15 protein-coding genes are annotated in these 19,132 nt (G+C 67.8%); 9 read left to right on the top strand and 6 right to left on the bottom strand.

Going from position 1 to position 19,132, the window contains the following annotated elements; translation table 11 throughout:
- From AC5RVG_RS00790 to AC5RVG_RS00780, 3 genes are all read right to left on the bottom strand, one after another.
- The gene (locus tag AC5RVG_RS00790; protein WP_494012360.1) at positions 1–570 is read right to left on the bottom strand and encodes a hypothetical protein; all 570 of its coding nucleotides are present in this window, start codon (positions 568–570) and stop codon (positions 1–3) included.
- 156 nt (positions 571–726) lie between these two features.
- Positions 727–1,152 carry a hypothetical protein gene (locus AC5RVG_RS00785; RefSeq protein WP_494012359.1) on the bottom strand — a complete coding sequence of 142 codons (426 nt, stop codon included), beginning with the start codon at positions 1,150–1,152 and terminating at the stop codon, positions 727–729.
- 148 nt (positions 1,153–1,300) lie between these two features.
- Positions 1,301–1,456, bottom strand: a complete 156-nt coding sequence (locus tag AC5RVG_RS00780; protein ID WP_494000036.1) for a hypothetical protein — start codon at positions 1,454–1,456, stop codon at positions 1,301–1,303.
- A gap of 72 nt (positions 1,457–1,528) precedes the next feature.
- On the opposite strand from AC5RVG_RS00780, the gene AC5RVG_RS00775 reads away from it, so the two are divergent.
- The 8 genes from AC5RVG_RS00775 (at position 1,529) to AC5RVG_RS00740 (ending at position 13,696) form a co-directional block, all read left to right on the top strand.
- Positions 1,529–2,446 (top strand): LysR family transcriptional regulator, encoded by a 918-nt coding sequence (locus AC5RVG_RS00775; protein WP_494012358.1) that lies wholly within the window; start codon positions 1,529–1,531, stop codon positions 2,444–2,446.
- Positions 2,447–2,587: 141 nt separating this feature from the next.
- Positions 2,588–4,291 carry a dihydroxy-acid dehydratase gene (gene ilvD, locus AC5RVG_RS00770; protein ID WP_494000034.1) on the top strand — a complete coding sequence of 568 codons (1,704 nt, stop codon included), beginning with the start codon at positions 2,588–2,590 and terminating at the stop codon, positions 4,289–4,291.
- Positions 4,292–4,644: 353 nt separating this feature from the next.
- A complete protein-coding gene (locus AC5RVG_RS00765) occupies positions 4,645–6,546 on the top strand; it encodes an acetolactate synthase large subunit (protein ID WP_494012357.1) in 1,902 nt (633 codons plus the stop codon).
- Between the two features lie 2 nt (positions 6,547–6,548).
- Positions 6,549–7,061 carry an acetolactate synthase small subunit gene (gene ilvN / locus AC5RVG_RS00760; protein ID WP_493979937.1) on the top strand — a complete coding sequence of 171 codons (513 nt, stop codon included), beginning with the start codon at positions 6,549–6,551 and terminating at the stop codon, positions 7,059–7,061.
- A gap of 35 nt (positions 7,062–7,096) precedes the next feature.
- Entirely contained in the window at positions 7,097–8,122 is a 1,026-nt protein-coding gene (gene ilvC, locus AC5RVG_RS00755) for a ketol-acid reductoisomerase (RefSeq protein ID WP_493941723.1), read from the top strand.
- A gap of 307 nt (positions 8,123–8,429) precedes the next feature.
- Positions 8,430–10,019 (top strand): phosphoglycerate dehydrogenase, encoded by a 1,590-nt coding sequence (gene serA / locus AC5RVG_RS00750; protein WP_494000032.1) that lies wholly within the window; start codon positions 8,430–8,432, stop codon positions 10,017–10,019.
- 165 nt (positions 10,020–10,184) lie between these two features.
- Complete coding sequence (locus AC5RVG_RS00745; RefSeq protein WP_494012356.1) at positions 10,185–12,998, top strand: ABC transporter permease; 2,814 nt, start codon at positions 10,185–10,187, stop codon at positions 12,996–12,998.
- Positions 12,995–13,696 carry an ABC transporter ATP-binding protein gene (locus AC5RVG_RS00740; RefSeq protein ID WP_494000030.1) on the top strand — a complete coding sequence of 234 codons (702 nt, stop codon included), beginning with the start codon at positions 12,995–12,997 and terminating at the stop codon, positions 13,694–13,696. The genes AC5RVG_RS00745 and AC5RVG_RS00740 overlap by 4 nt, the downstream gene beginning before the upstream one ends.
- A 171-nt stretch (positions 13,697–13,867) precedes the next feature.
- Here AC5RVG_RS00740 and AC5RVG_RS00735 read toward each other — a convergent pair whose 3' ends face one another.
- The gene (locus tag AC5RVG_RS00735) at positions 13,868–14,824 is read right to left on the bottom strand and encodes a type IV toxin-antitoxin system AbiEi family antitoxin domain-containing protein (protein WP_494012355.1); all 957 of its coding nucleotides are present in this window, start codon (positions 14,822–14,824) and stop codon (positions 13,868–13,870) included.
- Between the two features lie 296 nt (positions 14,825–15,120).
- Here AC5RVG_RS00735 and metG point away from each other — a divergent pair, with 296 nt between their 5' ends.
- Positions 15,121–16,680: a methionine--tRNA ligase gene (metG, locus tag AC5RVG_RS00730; RefSeq protein ID WP_494012354.1), complete on the top strand. Its 1,560-nt coding sequence runs from the start codon at positions 15,121–15,123 to the stop codon at positions 16,678–16,680.
- A gap of 207 nt (positions 16,681–16,887) precedes the next feature.
- On the opposite strand, the gene AC5RVG_RS00725 is transcribed toward metG, so the two are convergent.
- Positions 16,888–17,406, bottom strand: coding sequence for a hypothetical protein (locus tag AC5RVG_RS00725; RefSeq protein WP_494012353.1), 519 nt, complete (start codon positions 17,404–17,406; stop codon positions 16,888–16,890).
- Between the two features lie 207 nt (positions 17,407–17,613).
- Positions 17,614–19,020, bottom strand: coding sequence for an APC family permease (locus AC5RVG_RS00720; protein WP_494012352.1), 1,407 nt, complete (start codon positions 19,018–19,020; stop codon positions 17,614–17,616).
- Positions 19,021–19,132: the final 112 nt, after the last annotated feature.

Below are 19,132 nucleotides of genomic sequence, written 5' to 3'. Positions count from 1 at the left end.
TCAGCCTCGTTTCCGGTCCGCTCCGTTCCCATCCTCGGCCTCCACGGACGGTTCGATGACCGCCTCGCCCGCGTAACCGAGCCATTCGGTCTCATCGTAGAGCGGTTTGTCCGTGACCGCCGCCTGCTCCGCTGCCGCGTCCTCGACATCGGCCGGCACCGGCTCGTCCGCGCCGAAGCCGCCGGCAGCCGACGTGCCGGTGTCGCCCGGGGACTCCGGCATGGTCTCCTCCACCATCAGGTCCTCGTCGAATGCCCGCGGCGTGCGGCCGGTCGTTGGGTTCCCGCTGGCAGTGCCGGAGGGGGCGTGCATCAGGTTCGACGGCGTGGGGGCGGCCTCGGAGGGGGCGTGCGCCAGGTTCGACGGCGTGGGGGCGGCCTCGGAGGGCGCGTGCGCCAGGTTCGACGGCGTGGGGGCGGGTCCGGAGGGGGCGTGCGCCGGATTCGCCGGCGCGGGGGCGGCCGGGGATCCGGCCTCCGTGGAGCGGGACTTGCGGCTGAACAACCGGCACAGCAGGGCGGTCGCGATGGTGGCTGCGATGGCGGTCCTGATTCCCCATCTCCGGTCCATGGCCTTCACCTTCGGTTGATGGTTGTGCTGCATCCGGTCCCGACGTTACGTGCGGGACACGGCAGTGTCCATAGCCTCCCGTGGCCGGTTCCGTCTCCGAAAACGTGAGGTGGACCGGCAGGTTGAGGCGATGCTTTGCAGGCCCGGGGCGGGCCGCTAGGCCCGGAAGATCAGCTCCGCCATGAAGCTGTGGAAGTCGGGCTGGTCTTCGGACTGGTCGATCGTGTGGCCCTCGGCGGGCAGCCTGCCTTCGGCCTGGACGCCGAACCGGAACGTCCTGCCGGTGCTGGTGCCCACTTCGTATTCCCCGCCGCCGAGCTGGACTGCGTGGGACATGTTGGTCATGTTGATCGCGACGGGGGTGCCGCCGGCCGTCAGCGCGGAGCCGTCGAACGGCGCGATGACCAGTTCCTGCGGCCGCCAGCGGTAACCGATCACGTAAAAGTCTTCGGTCCCGCCCTGCGTCCGGTGCGCATCGTCCTGGCGGCCGCTGGCGAAGACGAGGTTGTAGTCGCCGTAGTTGGGAATCTGGGAGTCAAAGATGGCGCTAAGCGCGTCCTTGAGTTCGTCGCTGGTGGGCATGTGGCCTTCGGAAGGTGCGTAATCGGGCGGGAGTGCTGGGCGCCTGCGGCGCCGGAAGCGCGGGGCGCTGCCGTCAGCCTAAGGAACCGGACCCACAAAAAAGCGCCTGGCCCATGTGGTGCCCGGCGCTTGATTGTAAAGGTGGAAGTCAGACGGCGTCGACCGCTTTCACCGGCATGGCCGAATGGTCGGTCTCCCACGTGTGGCTGCGGGGAACCGGGCCATGGTCGCGGCGGACAACGACGGCGAGGCGCGCCAAGACGGCCGCCATCCCTACTGCGGTCAGGGCAACTGAGACTGTCATGCCGCTATTGTCAACCGGGGCAACCGTCAAGTTCAAGCTAACGTTACTTACCTCACTATGTAGTATCTCTTTATGGACATGAGGCGGCTGCAGATTCTGCGGGAACTGGGCGACCGCGGATCCGTCGTCGCCACCGCCGCTGCGATGAAGATCACAGCCTCGGCCGTCTCCCAGCAGCTGAAGGCGCTGCAGCGGGAGGTGGGCGTCACGCTGGTGGAGAAAGCCGGCAGGGGAGTGCGGCTGACCGAGGCCGGGCTGGCCATGGCAGCAGCCGCCGCGGACGTCTCCGCGGCGATGGAGCGGGCGCAGGCCACCGTGGACGGCTACCGCAGCGGCTGGCAAAACCAAATCCGTGCCGCGTTCTTTCCCAGTGCGGCGGAAATGTTCCTGCCGGGCCTGATGTACCGGCTGCAGGACATCGAGGGGCTGCACTTCGACCCCTGCCTGGAAGACCCGTCCGTCGAGGGGTTCCTGCCGCTGGCGGCCGACTACGACCTGGTGCTGGCCCACAGCCAGCAGGGCGTCGAGGCCTTCGCCCGCAACGGCATCACCGTGCTGCCGTTGCTGGACGAACCACTGGACGTGGCCATGCCCGCCGGCCATCCGCTGGCGGCACTGGACGTCCTCCGGCCCGAGGACGTGGTGGACCACCCGTGGATCGGCGTCCCGCAGGGCTTTCCCTTCGAGCAGGTGCTGCGCCAGATCGAAGCGCGCACCGGCAGGCTGGCCAAGCGCACCACACGCTACGCCGACCTGCGCGTAATGGAGGCCATGGTGGCCGCCGGGCACGGGCTCGCCGTGGTGCCGCGGTTTACCTCCCGGAAGGCGCAGTCCACGCGCGGCTTCGTGATGCGCCCGCTGGAGGGGATCCGCGCCCGCCGGACCATCGTGGTGCTGGCCCGCAGCGACGTGGCCGAGCGCAGCAGCGTGCACCGCGTGATCGGAATGCTGCAGCAGGAGGCGGCGGCGATCGCCAGCCAGCAGGGCTGAGGGCGGCCGGATCCGGGCAGCCCCGGCGCGCGGCAGTGCGGCCGGATCCGGGCGGCCCGGGCCCGGGGGCGCCGGGCCAGCCGAGGCACCGCCGTCGTAATATGGCCCTGCCACGGCGGCGCGGGTCATAGAATCGATGCCATGAGTGCGGACGCAACCCCAGACATCAAGCCCCGTAGCCGGGTAGTAACCGATGGCATCCACGCCGCTCCGGCGCGCGGCATGCTCCGAGCCGTAGGGATGGGCGACGAGGACTTCGCCAAGCCGCAGATCGGCATCGCGAGCTCCTGGAACGAAATCACCCCTTGCAACCTGTCGCTGAACCGGCTGGCCCAGGGCGCCAAGGAAGGCGTCCACGCCGGCGGCGGTTTCCCGATGCAGTTCGGCACCATCTCCGTCTCCGACGGCATTTCCATGGGGCACGAGGGCATGCACTTCTCGCTGGTCTCCCGCGAGGTCATCGCCGACTCGGTGGAAACGGTCATGATGGCCGAGCGCCTCGACGGTTCCGTGCTGCTGGCCGGCTGCGACAAGTCGCTGCCGGGCATGCTGATGGCCGCCGCCCGCCTGAACCTCTCCTCGGTGTTCCTCTACGCCGGCACGATCATGCCGGGCTTCGCGAAGATGGAGGACGGTTCGGAGAAGGAAGTCACGCTGATCGACGCCTTCGAAGCCGTGGGGGCCTGCGCCGCCGGCAAGATGAGCCGCAAGGACCTGGACTCGATCGAACGCGCCATCTGCCCGGGCGAAGGCGCCTGCGGCGGCATGTACACGGCCAACACCATGGCCTCCATCGGCGAGGCGATGGGCATGTCGCTGCCGGGTTCGGCCGCGCCGCCGTCCGCGGACCGCCGCCGCGACAACTTCGCGCACAAGTCCGGCGAGGCCGTGGTGAACCTGCTGCGCAAGGGCATCCGCGCCCGCGACATCATGACCAAGAAGGCCTTCGAGAACGCCATCGCGGTGACCATGGCCTTCGGCGGCTCCACCAACGCCGTGCTGCACCTGCTGGCGATCGCCCGCGAGGCGGAGGTGGACCTGACGCTGGACGACTTCAACCGGATCGGCGACAAGGTCCCGCACCTGGCCGACATGAAGCCCTTCGGCCGCCACGTGATGTTCGACCTGGACAAGATCGGCGGCGTCCCGGTGGTCATGAAGGCGCTGCTGGATGCGGGCCTGCTGCACGGCGACTGCCTGACCGTGACCGGCAAGACCGTGGCCGAGAACCTGGCGGCCATCAACCCGCCGGACCCGGACGGCAAGATCCTGCGCGCCCTGGACAACCCCATCCACAAGACCGGCGGCGTGACCATCCTGCACGGTTCGCTGGCTCCCGAGGGCGCCGTGGTCAAGTCCGCGGGCTTCGACGCCGACGTCTTCGAGGGCACCGCCCGCGTGTTCGAACGCGAGCAGGGCGCCCTGGACGCGCTGGACAACGGGCAGATCAAGGCCGGCGACGTGGTGGTCATCCGCTACGAGGGCCCCAAGGGCGGCCCGGGCATGCGCGAGATGCTGGCCATCACGGGCGCCATCAAGGGCGCCGGGCTCGGCAAGGACGTGCTGCTGCTCACCGACGGCCGGTTCTCCGGCGGCACCACCGGCCTGTGCATCGGACACGTGGCGCCGGAAGCGGTCGACGGCGGCCCGATCGCGTTCGTGCGCGACGGCGACCTGATCCGCGTGGACATCGCGGCCCGCAGCTTCGACCTGCTGGTCGACGAGGCCGAACTGGAAGCGCGCCGGGTGGGCTGGGAACCGCTGGCGCCGAAGTTCACCACCGGCGTGCTGGCCAAGTACGTCAAGCTCGTGAACTCCGCCTCCACCGGCGCGTACTGCAGCTGAATCACGACGGCGGGCGCTCCCTCCGCGAGGCGGGCGCCCGCCGTCGTGCCCCTCCCCGGGTGAAGGGTCCATCTTATGGACTCAAGTGCCCAAATAATGAGACGGCGATGTCTCAGGTTGACACTGATATCCGCGTGGCACGAGACTGAAGCCATGCAAAGCGTATCCGTGGTCGTCCTTACCAAGCGCGTGGCGTAAACGCCCGTCTGGCACGACCACGTCACGCGCGAAACCCCATCGGAGCCAACCGGCTCGACGGGGTTTTTTTATTTGCAGAAGAGAACAGGGCCGTTCCCCGCTCGCGGAGGACGGCAAGCACATCAGAGAACATCAAGATCCGCAAAGGAAATCCGATGACTAAGGGATCGCCAATCAGCCCCTCGCTGATGGCCAATAAGGCGCCGGCCTCGCCCGACGCTGTCAAAACCAAAGATGTAGCTGCCTCTGTCTCTTCCGTCGTGGACGGCCTCAGCCCGGTAGTCGGGCCGAACAACATCGTGCCGCCCACGGAAATGACCGGCTCACAAGCCGTTGTCCGTTCGCTGGAAGAACTGGGCGTCGATGACGTCTTCGGGTTGCCGGGCGGGGCCATCCTCCCCACCTACGACCCGCTCATGGATTCGGCCAAGATCAACCACGTCTTGGTCCGTCATGAACAGGGTGCAGGCCACGCCGCACAGGGTTATGCCATGGTCACCGGCCGCCCCGGTGTCTGCATTGTCACCTCCGGCCCGGGGGCCACCAACCTGGTCACCGCCATTGCCGACGCGCACATGGACTCGGTGCCGATGGTGGCGATCACCGGGCAGGTCTCCTCGGCCGTGATCGGCTCGGACGCGTTCCAGGAAGCGGACATCGTCGGCATCACCATGCCGATCACCAAGCACTCCTACCTGGTCACCAAGGCGCAGGACATTCCCCGCGCCCTGGCCGAGGCGTTCCATATCGCCACCACCGGCCGCCCCGGCCCGGTGCTGGTGGACATCACCAAGGACGCCCAGCAGTCCACGATGAGCTTTTCGTGGCCGCCGAAGATCGACATCCCCGGCTACCGCACCGTGGTCCGCGGGCACTCCAAGCAGGTCCGCGAGGCCGCCAAGCTGATCGCCGCGGCGGAGCGCCCGGCCTTCTACGTGGGCGGCGGCGTGATCAAGGCCCACGCGTCGCAGGAGCTGCGCGAGCTGGCCGAGCTGGTGGGCGCCCCGGTGGCCACCACGCTGATGGCCCGCGGCGTGTTCCCGGACTCGCACCCGCAGCACGTGGGGATGCCGGGCATGCACGGCTCCGTCTCGGCGGTGACTGCGCTGCAGCAGGCCGACCTGCTGATCACGCTCGGCGCCCGCTTCGACGACCGCGTCACCGGCGTGCTGAGCAGCTTCGCCCCGGGTGCCAAGGTGATCCACGCGGACATCGACCCGGCGGAGATCTCCAAGAACCGCACCGCCGACGTGCCGATCGTCGGTTCGGTCAAGGAGATCATTCCGGAACTGGCCGAGGCCTGCCGCGAGCGGTTCGCCGCCGAGGGAACCCCGGACCTCTCCGCCTGGTGGGCCACGCTGGAGCGGCTGCGCGAGACCTACCCGCTGGGCTTCGCCGAGCCCGACGACGGCCTGATGGCCCCGCAGCAGGTGATCCAGCGGATCGGCGAGCTGACCGGGCCGGAAGGCGTCTACGTCGCCGGGGTGGGCCAGCACCAGATGTGGAGCGCGCAGTTCATCAAGTACGAGCGCCCGCACGCCTGGCTGAACTCCGGCGGCCTGGGCACCATGGGCTACTCGGTGCCGGCCGCCATGGGCGCCAAGGTGGGCAACCCGGACCGCGTGGTCTGGGCCATCGACGGCGACGGCTGCTTCCAGATGACCAACCAGGAACTGGCCACCTGCCGGCTGAACAACATCCCCATCAAGGTCGCGGTGATCAACAACTCCTCGCTGGGCATGGTCCGCCAGTGGCAGACCCTGTTCTACGACGGCCGGTACTCCAACACCGACCTGAACACCGGCCACGACACCGTGCGGGTGCCGGACTTCGTGAAGATGGCCGACGCCTACGACTGCGTGGGCCTGCGCTGCGAACGTCCGGAGGACATCGACGCCACGATCCAGCAGGCGCTGGCGATCAACGACCGCCCCGTGGTGATCGACTTCGTGGTCAGCCCCAACGCCATGGTGTGGCCGATGGTCCCCTCCGGCGTGAGCAACGACCTGATCCAGATTGCCCGCGACATGACCCCCGAGTGGGAAGAGGAGGACTAGGAATGTCCCGCCATACCCTTTCAGTGCTGGTGGAGGACGTCCCGGGTGTGTTGACCCGCGTCGCCAGCCTCTTCGCCCGCCGGGCGTTCAACATCCATTCTCTGGCCGTCGGCCCCACGGAAGCAGACGGGTTCTCCCGCATTACCGTGGTGGTCGAGGCCGAGGGCGACCTGCTGGAGCAGGTCACCAAACAACTGAACAAGCTCATCAACGTCATCAAGATTGTTGAGCTGGTTCCCGAAACTTCCGTGCAACGCGACCACATCCTGGTCAAGGTCCGCGCGGATGCCGCAACACGGCTGCAGGTAACCCAGGCAGCAGACTTGTTCCGCGCCTCCGTGGTCGACGTGTCCACCGACTCGTTGGTCCTGGAGGCCACCGGCACCGCCGATAAGCTCGAGGCCCTGCTTGCAGTGCTGGAGCCGTTTGGCATCCGCGAAATAGTCCAATCCGGAACGCTGGCCATTGGCCGCGGCTCCCGCTCCATGAGCGACCGCGCGCTGCGTTCCGCCTGATTCCTTTCCACGCAATCCCAACAGGAGAAACCTAAGTGACTGAGCTGTATTACGACGACGACGCCGACCTTTCGATCATCCAGGGCCGCAAGGTCGCTGTCATTGGCTACGGCAGCCAGGGCCATGCCCATGCCCTGAGCCTGCGCGACTCCGGCGTCGACGTCCGCGTCGGCCTGGCCGAGGGCTCCAAGTCCCGCGCCAAGGCCGAGGCCGAGGGCCTGAAGGTCCTCTCCGTCGCCGACGCTGCCGCCGAGGCCGACGTCATCATGATCCTGACCCCGGACCAGGTCCAGGCGAAGGTCTACGCCGAGTCCATCGCCGACAAGCTCGAAGAGGGCAACGCCCTGTTCTTCGGCCACGGCTTCAACATCCGCTACGGCTTCATCCAGCCGCCGGCCAACGTCGACGTCGCCCTGGTCGCCCCGAAGGGCCCGGGCCACATCGTGCGCCGCGAGTTCGAGGCCGGCCGCGGTGTCCCGGACCTGATCGCCATCGAGCAGGACTTCACCGGCAACGCCAAGGCCCTGGCGCTCTCCTACGCCAAGGGCATCGGCGGCACCCGCGCCGGCGTCATCGAGACCACCTTCACCGAAGAGACCGAGACCGACCTGTTCGGCGAGCAGGCAGTGCTCTGCGGCGGCGCCTCGCAGCTGGTGCAGTACGGCTTCGAGACCCTGACCGAGGCCGGCTACAAGCCGGAGATCGCCTACTTCGAGGTGCTGCACGAGCTCAAGCTGATCGTTGACCTGATGGTCGAAGGCGGCATCGCCAAGCAGCGCTGGTCGGTCTCCGACACCGCCGAGTTCGGCGACTATGTCTCCGGCCCGCGCGTGATCACCCCGGAGGTGAAGGAGAACATGAAGGCAGTCCTGGCCGACATCCAGAACGGCTCCTTCGCCAAGCGCTTCATGGACGACCAGGCCAACGGCGCCAAGGAGTTCCTGGAGCTGCGCCAGAAGGGCGAAGACCACCCGATCGAGGCCACCGGCCGCGAACTGCGCAAGCTGTTCTCCTGGATCAAGTCCGACGACGACTACACCGAGGGCGTAGCAGCCCGCTAGGTCAGTCCGACGGCCGGCGCCCACTGCGGGCGCCGGCCGTCGCGTTTTCCGGAAGGCCCCGCCGTCGTCGTCACGGCTCCCGAGGCGCGCCGCCGTCGTCGTGGCTCCCGAGGCGCGCCGCCGTCGTCATGTTTCCGTGGCACCCGCCGTCGTCGTCACGATTCCCATGGCCCGCCGTTTCACCGGGCCGGTGCCGGCCGGCCGGTCCCGGTAACAACTGGGGGACAGGGCCGCAGCCGTTCTAGACTGGAGTCACCCCCATCTATACGCACGGCCATCACCATGCTTGCAGCGAAGGAACACCCCTGTGGAAAAACCAGTAGTCCTGCTGGCGGAGGAACTCTCCCCGGCGACCATCGAAGCCCTCGGGCCCGACTTCGAGATCCGGCAGACCGATGGAGCCGACAGGTCCCAGCTGCTGGCCGCGATTGCCGACGTCGACGCCATCCTGGTCCGCTCCGCCACCAAGGTGGACGCCGAGGCCATTGCCGCGGCCAAGAACCTGAAGGTCATCGCCCGCGCCGGCGTGGGCCTGGACAACGTGGACATCAAGGCTGCCACCCAGGCCGGCGTCATGGTCGTGAACGCCCCGACCTCCAACATCGTCTCCGCCGCCGAACTGACCGTCGGCCACATCCTGGCCCTGGCCCGCCACATCCCCGCCGCGAACGCCTCGCTCAAGGGCGGCGAGTGGAAGCGCTCCAAGTACACCGGCACCGAGATCTACGAGAAGAAGATCGGCATCATCGGCCTGGGCCGCATCGGCGCCCTGATCGCCGCGCGCATGCAGGCGTTCGAGACCCAGATCCTGGCCTACGACCCGTACGTGACCAGCGCCCGCGCCGCCCAGCTGGGCGTGCAGCTGGTCAGCCTGGACGAGCTGCTGGAGCAGTCCGACTTCATCACCATCCACATGCCGAAGACCCCGGAGACGGTGGGCATGATCGGTGCCGCCGCCTTCGAAAAGATGAAGCCCACAGCCTGCGTGGTCAACGTGGCCCGCGGCGGCCTGATCGACGAAGCCGCGCTCTACGACGCGCTGAAGGAAGGCAAGATCGCCGGCGCCGCCATCGACGTCTTCGTCACCGAGCCGAGCACCGACCTGCCGTTCTTCGAACTGGAGAACGTGGTGGTCACCCCGCACCTGGGCGCCTCCACCGAGGAAGCGCAGGAGAAGGCCGGCATCTCCGTGGCCAAGTCCGTGCGCCTGGCGCTGGCCGGGGAACTGGTGCCCGACGCCGTGAACGTGGCCGGCGGCGTGATCGCCCCGGACGTCCGCCCGGGCATCCCGCTGATCGAAAAGCTCGGCCGGATCTTCACCGCGCTGACCCACGATTCGGTGACCCAGATCGACGTCGAAGTGGCCGGCGAGATCGCCGAGCTGGACGTGAAGGCGCTGGAACTGGCCGCGCTCAAGGGCGTCTTCCGGGACGTCGTCTCCGAGCAGGTCTCCTACGTCAACGCCCCCGTGCTGGCCGAGCAGCGCGGCATCAACACCCGCCTGATCACCACCACGGAGTCCGAAGAGTACCGCAACGTGCTCACCATCCGCGGCGCCCTGTCGGACGGTTCGCAGATCTCCGTCTCCGGCACGCTGACCGGCCCCAAGCAGATCCAGAAGATCGTGGCCATCAACGGCTACGAGGTGGAAATGCCGATCAGCGAACACGTGATCGTCTTCCTCTACGAGGACCGTCCGGGCGTCATCGGCACCCTGGGCCGGCTGCTGGGCGAGCAGGACATCAACATCGCCGGCATGCAGGTGGCCCGCAACGACGCCAGCAAGCAGGCGTTGGCCGTGCTGACCGTGGACAGCGCCCTGCCGCAGGACCTGCTGGAAAGGCTCAGCGCGGAGATCGGCGCCGTCGTGGCCCGCGAAGTCGACCTGCAGGACTGACTCTCGCCGCGCGGTAAAGCGCGCCCGGTCCCTGCTGTTCCCCCGGGGCCGGGCGGGCTTTACGCAGACCCGCGGGTCGATTCCTCGCCTGCGCTCACCTCGTGAGAACCTTAATGCCGGGTCAATTCGACCTCTGGCCTTTTTGCTGCCGTATGGAGTGATTCTGTGGAAATCCGGTTCAACGCTGCGTCACGCTTCATGCGCAGCCGTTCGCTCGTGGTGACGGTCGCCGTCCTGATCGCGGCAATGGTCCTTTCCATTTTCGTCCAGGGCCGGGCACAGGCATCGCTGACCCGGATCGTCGACGCCAACACCCGCGGTGTGTACGACATCCTGGTCCTGCCCGAGGGCACCTCGGGCGACGAACTGCGCCAGCCGGACTTCCTCAGCGGCAACGGCGGCATCGCCGCGTCGGATCTGGAGCAGGTCCGGGGGATCGACGGCGTCTCCGTCGCGGCCCCGATTTCGCTCGTGTCCAAGGTGGTCCAGGACATCGAGTTCCCGCAGCTGAAGGCCACCGATTATGTCGGCTACAACCCGAACATCGAGCAGTACCTCAAGGGCCAGGGCATCAAGGACGCCGTGCCGAAGGAAGAGTGGCCGGCGCCGGATTCCGTCTTCAACGAAGAACCGACGAACTACCGGATCACCGCCAAGGCCGTCAGCTCCGACGGCCTGACGGACACCGTCCTCTTTGAAACAGCCGCCGAGGGTTCCCTGGGCCAGGCGAAGCTGGAGGAGCTGAAAGTACCCGGTGGCACCAGCCTGCGCACCGTGGCACCCAAGGGCGAAACCGGCATCAAGTTCCCGGACCCGGCCGGCGGCAGCATGCACGGCGATTTCGACACCACCATCGCGCTGCCCATGCTGCCGCAGATCACCGAGACGGTGGTTGCCGTGGACCCGGCGGCCGAATCCGCGCTGCTCGGCGAGGCCGGCGACTTCCTGGCCCCGCTCAAGCAGGCACCGGAACCGACCGACCGCAACGCCCAGGAACTGGGCCAGCACTTCTCCTCGCAGTTCGGCATGGGCATGTTCTCCGAGGGCGGCGAAGGCGCCGCCATCGACGGGCACCCGTTCGAGTTCTGGAGCCCGTTCTTCGTCCAGTACCAGAACGCGGTGGAAGCCGGCACGCTGGACGAGGAATCCCAGGTCATCCCCATGGTGGTCCGCTCCGGCACCGACCTCGACCTGACCTACTCGGTCACCATCGAAGAACTGGACGACGCCGGCAACACCGTTTCGGAGGTCGGCACCGTCAGCAAGGAGCTGGGGGAGGGCTACCTGCCCTTCGCCTCCAGCAAGCCCTTCCAGCTGCGCTGGCCCGGCGGAGAGGACTACAACTACCTGCTGGGCTCCGGCGGCGTCCAGATGGTCGCCGGCCTGCACCAGCCGCCGGTGTGGACCACGGACTTCATGTCCAACCCGGAGTTCACCGCCGGGGACGCCGCCAGCGACGGGAGCGCGGAGCAGACCGCCACGCCGCAGGGTTGGATCCAGGTCAACAAGCTGCCGGAGAAGACCCTCCAGTGGCAGCTGGAACCGGACCAGAGCCAGCGGGAACCGGTGGAAGAGCAGTCCTACCGCAGCACCGTGGATTCCGGCGGCGAATCCGCCACTCCGCTGCCCTTCGTCTACGGCACCTTCGACGCGTCCGCCGTGCGCGAGGCCGCCGGCGACGTGAACTACCTGCCGTTGGGCGGGTACGACCCGACGCCGGTGACCATCACCAAAGACGCCGAGGGCAACAACGTCGACGACACCGTGATGAAGCCGGGCCTCAGCGGCGCCGGCCTGTCCGTGCAGTCCGCGGGCGCGATCACCGACTTCGCGGGACTGGCCGCCGTCCGCGGCACGAGCGCCGAGGAGCCGGTCATCGACGCGGTCCGCGTCCGCGTCGACGCCGCCGGCTCGTGGGCCGACGCCGAAGACCAGATCAACGCCGTGGCCGCCGCGATCGAGGACCTCGGCCTGCAGACCCAGGTGGTGGCCGGCTCGGCCCGCGAAGACGTGTCCATCTACGTGCCGGACTACCACAAGGACGCCTCCGGCACGGTCAGCGACCTCGGCACCGTGCAGCAGTCCTGGGTCCGCCAGGGCGCGGCCGGCGAGGTGCAGGGCGCCCTGAGTGCCTCCAGCGCGGCGCTGCTGGCCCTGACCGTCGGCGGCGCGGCCCTGTTGACCGCCGCCAGCGCCGTCGCCTTCACCCGCTCCCGCCGGACCGAAGCGGTGACGCTGCGGGCGATGGGCTGGAACCGGCGGCGCATCCGCTCCTGGTTCCTGAACGAGCTGCTGGTCGGCGGCGTCGCCGTGCTGGTGGTGGCCGTCGTGGCCAGCGCCATCAGCCGCAGCGCCGTGACGCTGTGGGTGTCGCTGATCGCGCTGGTCGTCTACGGTGCCTCCGCCTTCATCTCCGCCGCCATGCTCAAGCCGCATCCGGCGAAGGACGTCGAACCGTCCGGGGCGGCCGGCGTGCCGTCGGTGAAGACCCCGCTGCAGTTCGCCGCCCGCCAGCTGAGCACCAACCGGTTCAACACCGTGGCCATCGCGTTGGGCGTCGCGGTGCTCGGCGCCGCGGCCGGAGCCCTGATGGCGGTGCTGGCCGACATTCCGCGGGCGGCCGGCAGCACGGCGCTCGGTTCGCTGGCCGCCGCACAGCTGAGCGGCCTGAACATCGCGCTGGCGCTGCTCGGCGTGGTCACGGCGCTGCTGCTGGCGCTGATGACCACCCGGTTCGAGGCGCGCCGCAAGCGCGAACAGTTTGCCATCCTCGGCGCCATGGGCTGGACGCCCACGCTGCTGCTGCAGGCCCGCCGCGGCGAGGCCGGCATCACCGCCGCCGTCGCCCTGCCGCTGGCGGTCATCGGCGCCGTCGTGACCGCCCTGTTTATTGCACCGCATACCGCGGTGTGGGCCGCTGCCGCTGGCATCGCGGCCGTGCTCCTCTGGTTTGTTTTGATGACAAGGACCCGGAAATGATCGAAGAACCCCTGACCCGCGCCGCCACCAAGGAGCGCACCGCCGACCATGCCATGCCGGTGGAGCTGCGGGGCATCACCATCCGGTACGACGGCGGTGCCGAGCCGCTCGTGATTGCCGACGACTTCGACCTCGGCCTGGAAGCCGGCACCATGCACTGTCTGGCCGGCCGCAGCGGCTCCGGCAAGACCAGCATCCTCACCGTGGCCGCCGGACTGCAGCAGCCCACGGCCGGCGAGGTGTTCTGGCAGGGCGACGCCCTCAGCGCCATGGACGACGACGAGATCTCCGACCGCCGCCGGGCCCTGATCGGCTACGTGGACCAGGGCGGCGCGCTGATCGACGGAATGAGCGCGCTGGAGAACGTCCTGCTGCCCGCCGTGCCCGACGGCAAGGTGGAAGAGCGCACCGAGATGGCCAAGGACCTGCTGGACCTGGTCGGGCTGGGCCGCCGCATGCGCCACCGTCCGGGCCAGCTCTCCGGCGGTGAACGCCAGCGGGTGGCCATCGCCCGGGCGCTGATCCTGGGCACCAAGGTCCTGGTCGTGGACGAGCCCACCGCCAACCTGGACCGCGAACAGGCCAACAAGATCATCCACATCCTGAAGGACACCACCAAGGACGGCATTGCCGTGCTCGTGGCGTCCCACGACCAGGAACTCATCAAGGCCGCGGACAGCAGCACCCGGATGAACTAGGCGCCCGGGCAACGTCGCACGGCCCCTGATCTGGAGACGAGGTCAGGGGTCAGCGTCCAGGTCACCGCTCATGGCCCCTGATCTGGAGACGAGGTCAGGGGTCAGCGTCCAGATCACCGGTTATAGCCCCTGATCTGGCAGCCAAAGGGGGATCTGGTGGATGGCGTCCGCTCACGCCGTCAGGCCTGAGGCCTTGCGAAACGCCTCGTTGTACTTCCGGACCAAACGCTGCCTGAGCGCATCATCGTCGTCGAGATGGCTCCATCGGACACGGACGATCGTCCAGCCGTCTTCCATCAAACGAGTCTCCCGCTTCCGCTCGTCCAGAATCACTTGGTCCGTGGGGTGATAGGCGCGGTACTTGCTTTCGCCGTCGAACTCGAAGATGAGCTTCAGTCCCGGCCAAGCGAAGTCAGCGCGGTAAGTGCCCTCCGCCGTCCTGATCTCGTGTTGAAGTACCGGCGGCGGGAAGTTCCAACTGCGCAGTTTCAGCCGCAATCTGGTCTCACCCGCCGATTCGGACCGCCCATCGACGGTGTCGAGCACTTGCCGGACGCGTGTCAGGAAGCGTGATCTGGGGGCGGCGTCTGCCAATTCATGCATCCGTTCGAGGCTCGCACCGAGCTGGAGGGCCGAATCGGCGATGACCACGGCCGGTTCGAATGGCAGCGCCCGCGCGCAGTCCAGTACCGTCCGCTCACGGGATGTTACGCGGATGCCCCCGTCCAGAATCCGCACGTCTCGGTCCGGCACCTGATGGGTGTGCCGCACCACCCCGGTGCCAGCGGACTTCTCGCCACGGCGGCCGCGCTGGATCACATGGATTTCAGGCGGCGCGTTCCAGATGTGCAGGCCCCACAGCCGTGCGGCCGAAGCATGGCTGTAAACAAGGTTGCCGTCGGAAGCCGCGTGGTGGGCTTTAATCATCAGCACCTGCTGGTCCCACGGTTTCTGCGCCCGCCAGTATTCCTCCGAGACGTAGATGCCGCGCCGCAGGCGGCGCAGGATCCTGCGGCGCACGGCGGCAGTGATCTGGCGTTCCTCGATCCCGAGTTCGCGCAGTTCCCGGTAGGTGACGATTCGGTCAATGCGGCATGTCTGCCCGAGACTGCCGATGAGTTCGTCCATCGAACCAACGTGCCCCACGTCCCGTCCGCCGTCGATCCCGCCGGCACATCTGTGGATGAAGCCCGACGTCGGCGCTCCTCGACTGGCGGCACGCCCGTCCCACGCCACGGCCCGTGCTGCCTGCCTGCCGACACCACCGCTCCAGGGCCCCGCCCCGCGCTGCTTGCGTGCTTACGGCACCGCTCCAGGCCAAGGCCGCCTAGCCCCGCGCCTCACCCGCGGCTACCAACCGACCACACGCCACCGAGCGCGTCGCACATTTCGACACCGCCGAACGCAGAGGGTAATTTCATAGGGTGACCGCATCCGAGCCCAAGCCCCCGTTCTACATCACCACGGCCATCACGTACCCCAACGGCGTGCCGCATATCGGCCATGCCTACGAGTACATTGCGACCGACGCGATGGCCCGCTTCAAGCGACTGGACGGCTACGACGTCATGTTTCTGACGGGCACGGACGAGCACGGCATGAAGATCGCCCAGACCGCCGCCAAGGAGGGCATGACCCCGAAGGAATTGGTGGACCGGAACACCGCGGCCTACAAGTCGGCCCATCAGGTCCTGGAGATCTCCTACGACCGGTTCATCCGCACCACCGATGCCGACCACTACGCTGCCTCTCAGGCCATCTGGAAGAAGATGGAAGAGGCCGGGGACATCTACCTGGGCAAGTACGAGGGCTGGTACTCGATCCGCGACGAGGCCTACTACGCCGAGGACGAGACCGAGCTCCGCGAAGACGGCAAGCGCTACTCCGTCCAGACCGACACCGAACTGACCTGGACCGAGGAGGAGAGCTACTTCTTCCGGCTCTCCAACTACCAGGACAAGCTGCTCAAGCTCTACGAAGACCACCCCGATTTCGGCGCCCCGCGCAGCCGCTTCAACGAGGTCATCAGCTTCGTCAAGGGCGGCCTGGAGGACCTGTCAATCTCCCGGACCACCTTCGACTGGGGCGTGCCCGTGCCGGGCAACGACAAGCACGTCATGTACGTCTGGGTCGACGCCCTGACCAACTACCTTACCGGCGTCGGCTACCCGGACACGGAGTCGGAGTCGTTCAAGAAGTTCTGGCCGGCCGACGTCCACGTGATCGGCAAGGACATCTCCCGCTTCCACGCCGTCTACTGGCCCGCCTTCCTGATGTCGGCCGGTCTGGAACTGCCCAAGCGCGTCATGATCCACGGCTTCCTGAACAACAACGGCGTGAAGATGTCCAAGTCGCTGGGCAACGTGGTCGCTCCCGCCGAATGGGTGGCGCAGTACGGCCTGGACCAGGTGCGCTTCTTCCTGCTGCGCGAAGTTCCCTTCGGCGCCGACGGCTCCTACAATCACGACGCCGTGGTCGGCCGGATGAACGCGGACCTGGCCAACAATCTGGGCAACCTCGCCCAACGGTCGCTGTCCATGGTGGCGAAGAACTGCGAGGGCAAGGTCCCGCAGCCCGCGACGCTTGCCGCCGAGGACCACGAACTGCTGGCCCGCGCCGAGCGCCTCCTCGAGAAGTCCCGGGCGGCCTACGAGGTCCAGGATTTCCACGGGTCGCTCGAAGCCATCTGGACCGTGCTCGGCGACACCAACGCGTACTTCGCGGAACAGGCTCCCTGGGTGCTGCGCAAGACGGACGTGGAACGGATGAACACCGTGCTCTACGTGACGCTCGAGGTGCTGCGCATAGTCTCCATCCTGGTCCAGCCGGTCATGCCCGCCGCGGCCGGCAAGCTGCTGGACGTCCTGGGACAGGACGACGGCGGCGCCCGCGACTTCGCTGCCATCGGCACGGCTTTGGTGCCGGGCACCCTGTTGCCGGCGCCCACGCCGATCTTCCCGAAGTACGAAGAACCGGCCGGCTAGCTGATCGTCGTGCGGCAGGAAGCGCCTGCCGGGTAGCCCTGCCCGTGCGGCAGGAAGCGCCTGCCGGGTAGCCCTACCCGCCCGGCAAGAAGCGCCGGCTGTCTGGCCCCCGGCCGGTTGGCCCTACCCGGCCGGCAGGAAGCGCCTGCCGGGTAGCCCTACCCGCGCGGCTGGAAGCGCCGGCGGGATAACCCCGGCTGGTTGGCCCTACCCGCCCGGCTGAAAGCGCCGAGCCGCGGTCGCGGCCATGATCCGCTCCACCCGTCTCTGCTGGTCCGCGGCCTGGGCCTCGAGTTCCTGGAAGCGGGTGGCGTCCAGCCGGCGGTCCCTGGGCGCCAGAACGGTCAGGACCTGCCACATGCACTGCTTGCCGCGCAGGGCGGACATCAGTGATTCGAGTTCCAGTTGGGCGCCCACCCCGCCCGAAGCCCGCGTGGGGTTGAGCGGGTTCACTTTGCTGGCGATGGCGCCGGCCATCGAGCCGAGCTGCTTGAGCTTGTTCCGCCGGTAACCGAAGCTCCGGTGCAGGGCCTTCAATTCCTTGCGCTCTGCGGACACCTCGTCGCGCAGCTTCCGGAACTCGGCCTCCTCCGGGGTTCCCGCCCACGACTGGCGGACGGCGTCGAACAGTTGCACGCCAGCAGCCGAACCCAGCAGATGGTAGTCCAGATAGGCGGCGAGGTTCTCCTGGTCCAGGGTCCCGGTCCGGTGTTTCTTGGCGGCCATGGCCTTCCTTCCTGCTGGCTCTCATTCGCCCGCGGCCGGTCTCAGAAGGCCGCCGGCGTCGTCGTCACGCGGACGGCCTCCGCCGTCGTTGTTTCACTGTCCTTACCCACCCATGCCCCGGGTCAATCGCCCGGGCTCCGTCAATCGGCCGCTTCGGATAATCGCGGGTGCGATCGATTACCCGTTCGCTCCGTACGCCCGGTCCCGTCAACCGCCCAGTTCCTCCGGGCTGCGGAACCTCGTCTTCCTGCCGTACGCGCCGCGGTTCCAGAGCCACGTAAGCAGCCACAGCACCAGGCCGAGGCCGAGCAGCAGGCCGGCAATCTGGTACTCGATCGGATCCTGCGCCCACGGGCCCACCAGGAAGAGGCAGGTGGCCATCCCGAGGTAGGGCAGCACGGTGGGGGTTCGGAAATGTTTGCGGTCGACCGGTTTGCGGCGCAGGACCAGCACAGCCAGGTTCACGATCGTGAAGACGCCCAGCAGCAGCAGGGCAGTGGTGCCGCCCAACGCGGCGACGGTGTCGGTGCCCATCACGTTGGTGACCACGAAGATCAAGACGAACGCAATGAGCGTGGTGAAGATGATGGAGGCCCAGGGGGAGCGGCGGTTGGGGTGGACCTTGCCCAGGAACCGCGGCAGCACGTCCTGGCGGGCCATGCCGTAGAGCAGGCGGCTGGCCATCAGCATGTTGATCAGTGCCGTATTGGCCACGGCGAACATGGACAGGAACGGATAGATGACGTCCACCGGGAACCCCGGCGCGCCGACCGACACGACTTCCAGCAGCGGCGTCGGGCTTTCCGACAGCTGCCCGATCGGCACGATGGCTACCGCGGTGATGGACACCAGCACGTACACGATCACGGTGATGCCCAAGCCAGTGAGCATGACCTTGGGAAAGGTGGTGACCGGGTCCTTGGTCTCTTCGGCCATGTTCACCGAGTCCTCGAAGCCCACGAAGGAGAAGAACGCCAGGGAGGTGGCGGCGGTGATGGCCAGGAAGACGCCCTTGTCCTCCGAGGTTTCGAACACCATGACCCGGCTGAAGTCGACATTGCCCTGGCTCATGGCCCAGAAGCCGATGAAGATCACGATTAGCAGCCCGGTGAACTCCACTACCGTCAGGACCACGTTGAACTTCACCGACTCGCTGACGCCGCGGAAGTTGATTCCCGCCAGGACCGCCATGAAGACGATCGCCACCCAGGTCACGCCGGTCTGGTTCCAGTCCAGGTTGAACCCGGCGATGAAGTTCTCACCCAGGAACTTGGCGGCGGTGGAGGCAGAGGTGATGCCGGAACTGAGCACGGCGAACGTCACCAGGAAGGTGAGGAAATGGACGCCGAAGGCCTTGTGCGTGTACAGCGCGGCCCCGGCGGCCTGCGGGTACTTGGTGACGAGCTCCAGGTAGGAGAACGCGGTGATGGTGGCCACGACGAACGCGAGCAGCAGCGGGGCCCACGCCGCGCCGCCCACCTCGCCGGCCACCTGTCCCGTCAGCGCGTAGACGCCCGTGCCCAGGATGTCACCCACAATGAACAGGAGCAGGAGTTTGGGTCCTATGGCCCGTTTCAGCTCCGGTTGTTTTTCGGTTGTGGTGGAACCGCTCATGCCTTTCCTCCGTCCGCACGGCGCTCTGCACTGGTCTGTCCCGCCAACGTAGCATCAGGCCCTGCCGATGTCTCCGCCGTGGCGGCCGCCGAGGGAAGCGAACGGCTGGATC

Source organism: Arthrobacter senegalensis, from assembly GCF_059091765.1.
This window is presented reverse-complemented; position numbering and strand designations above follow the sequence as displayed.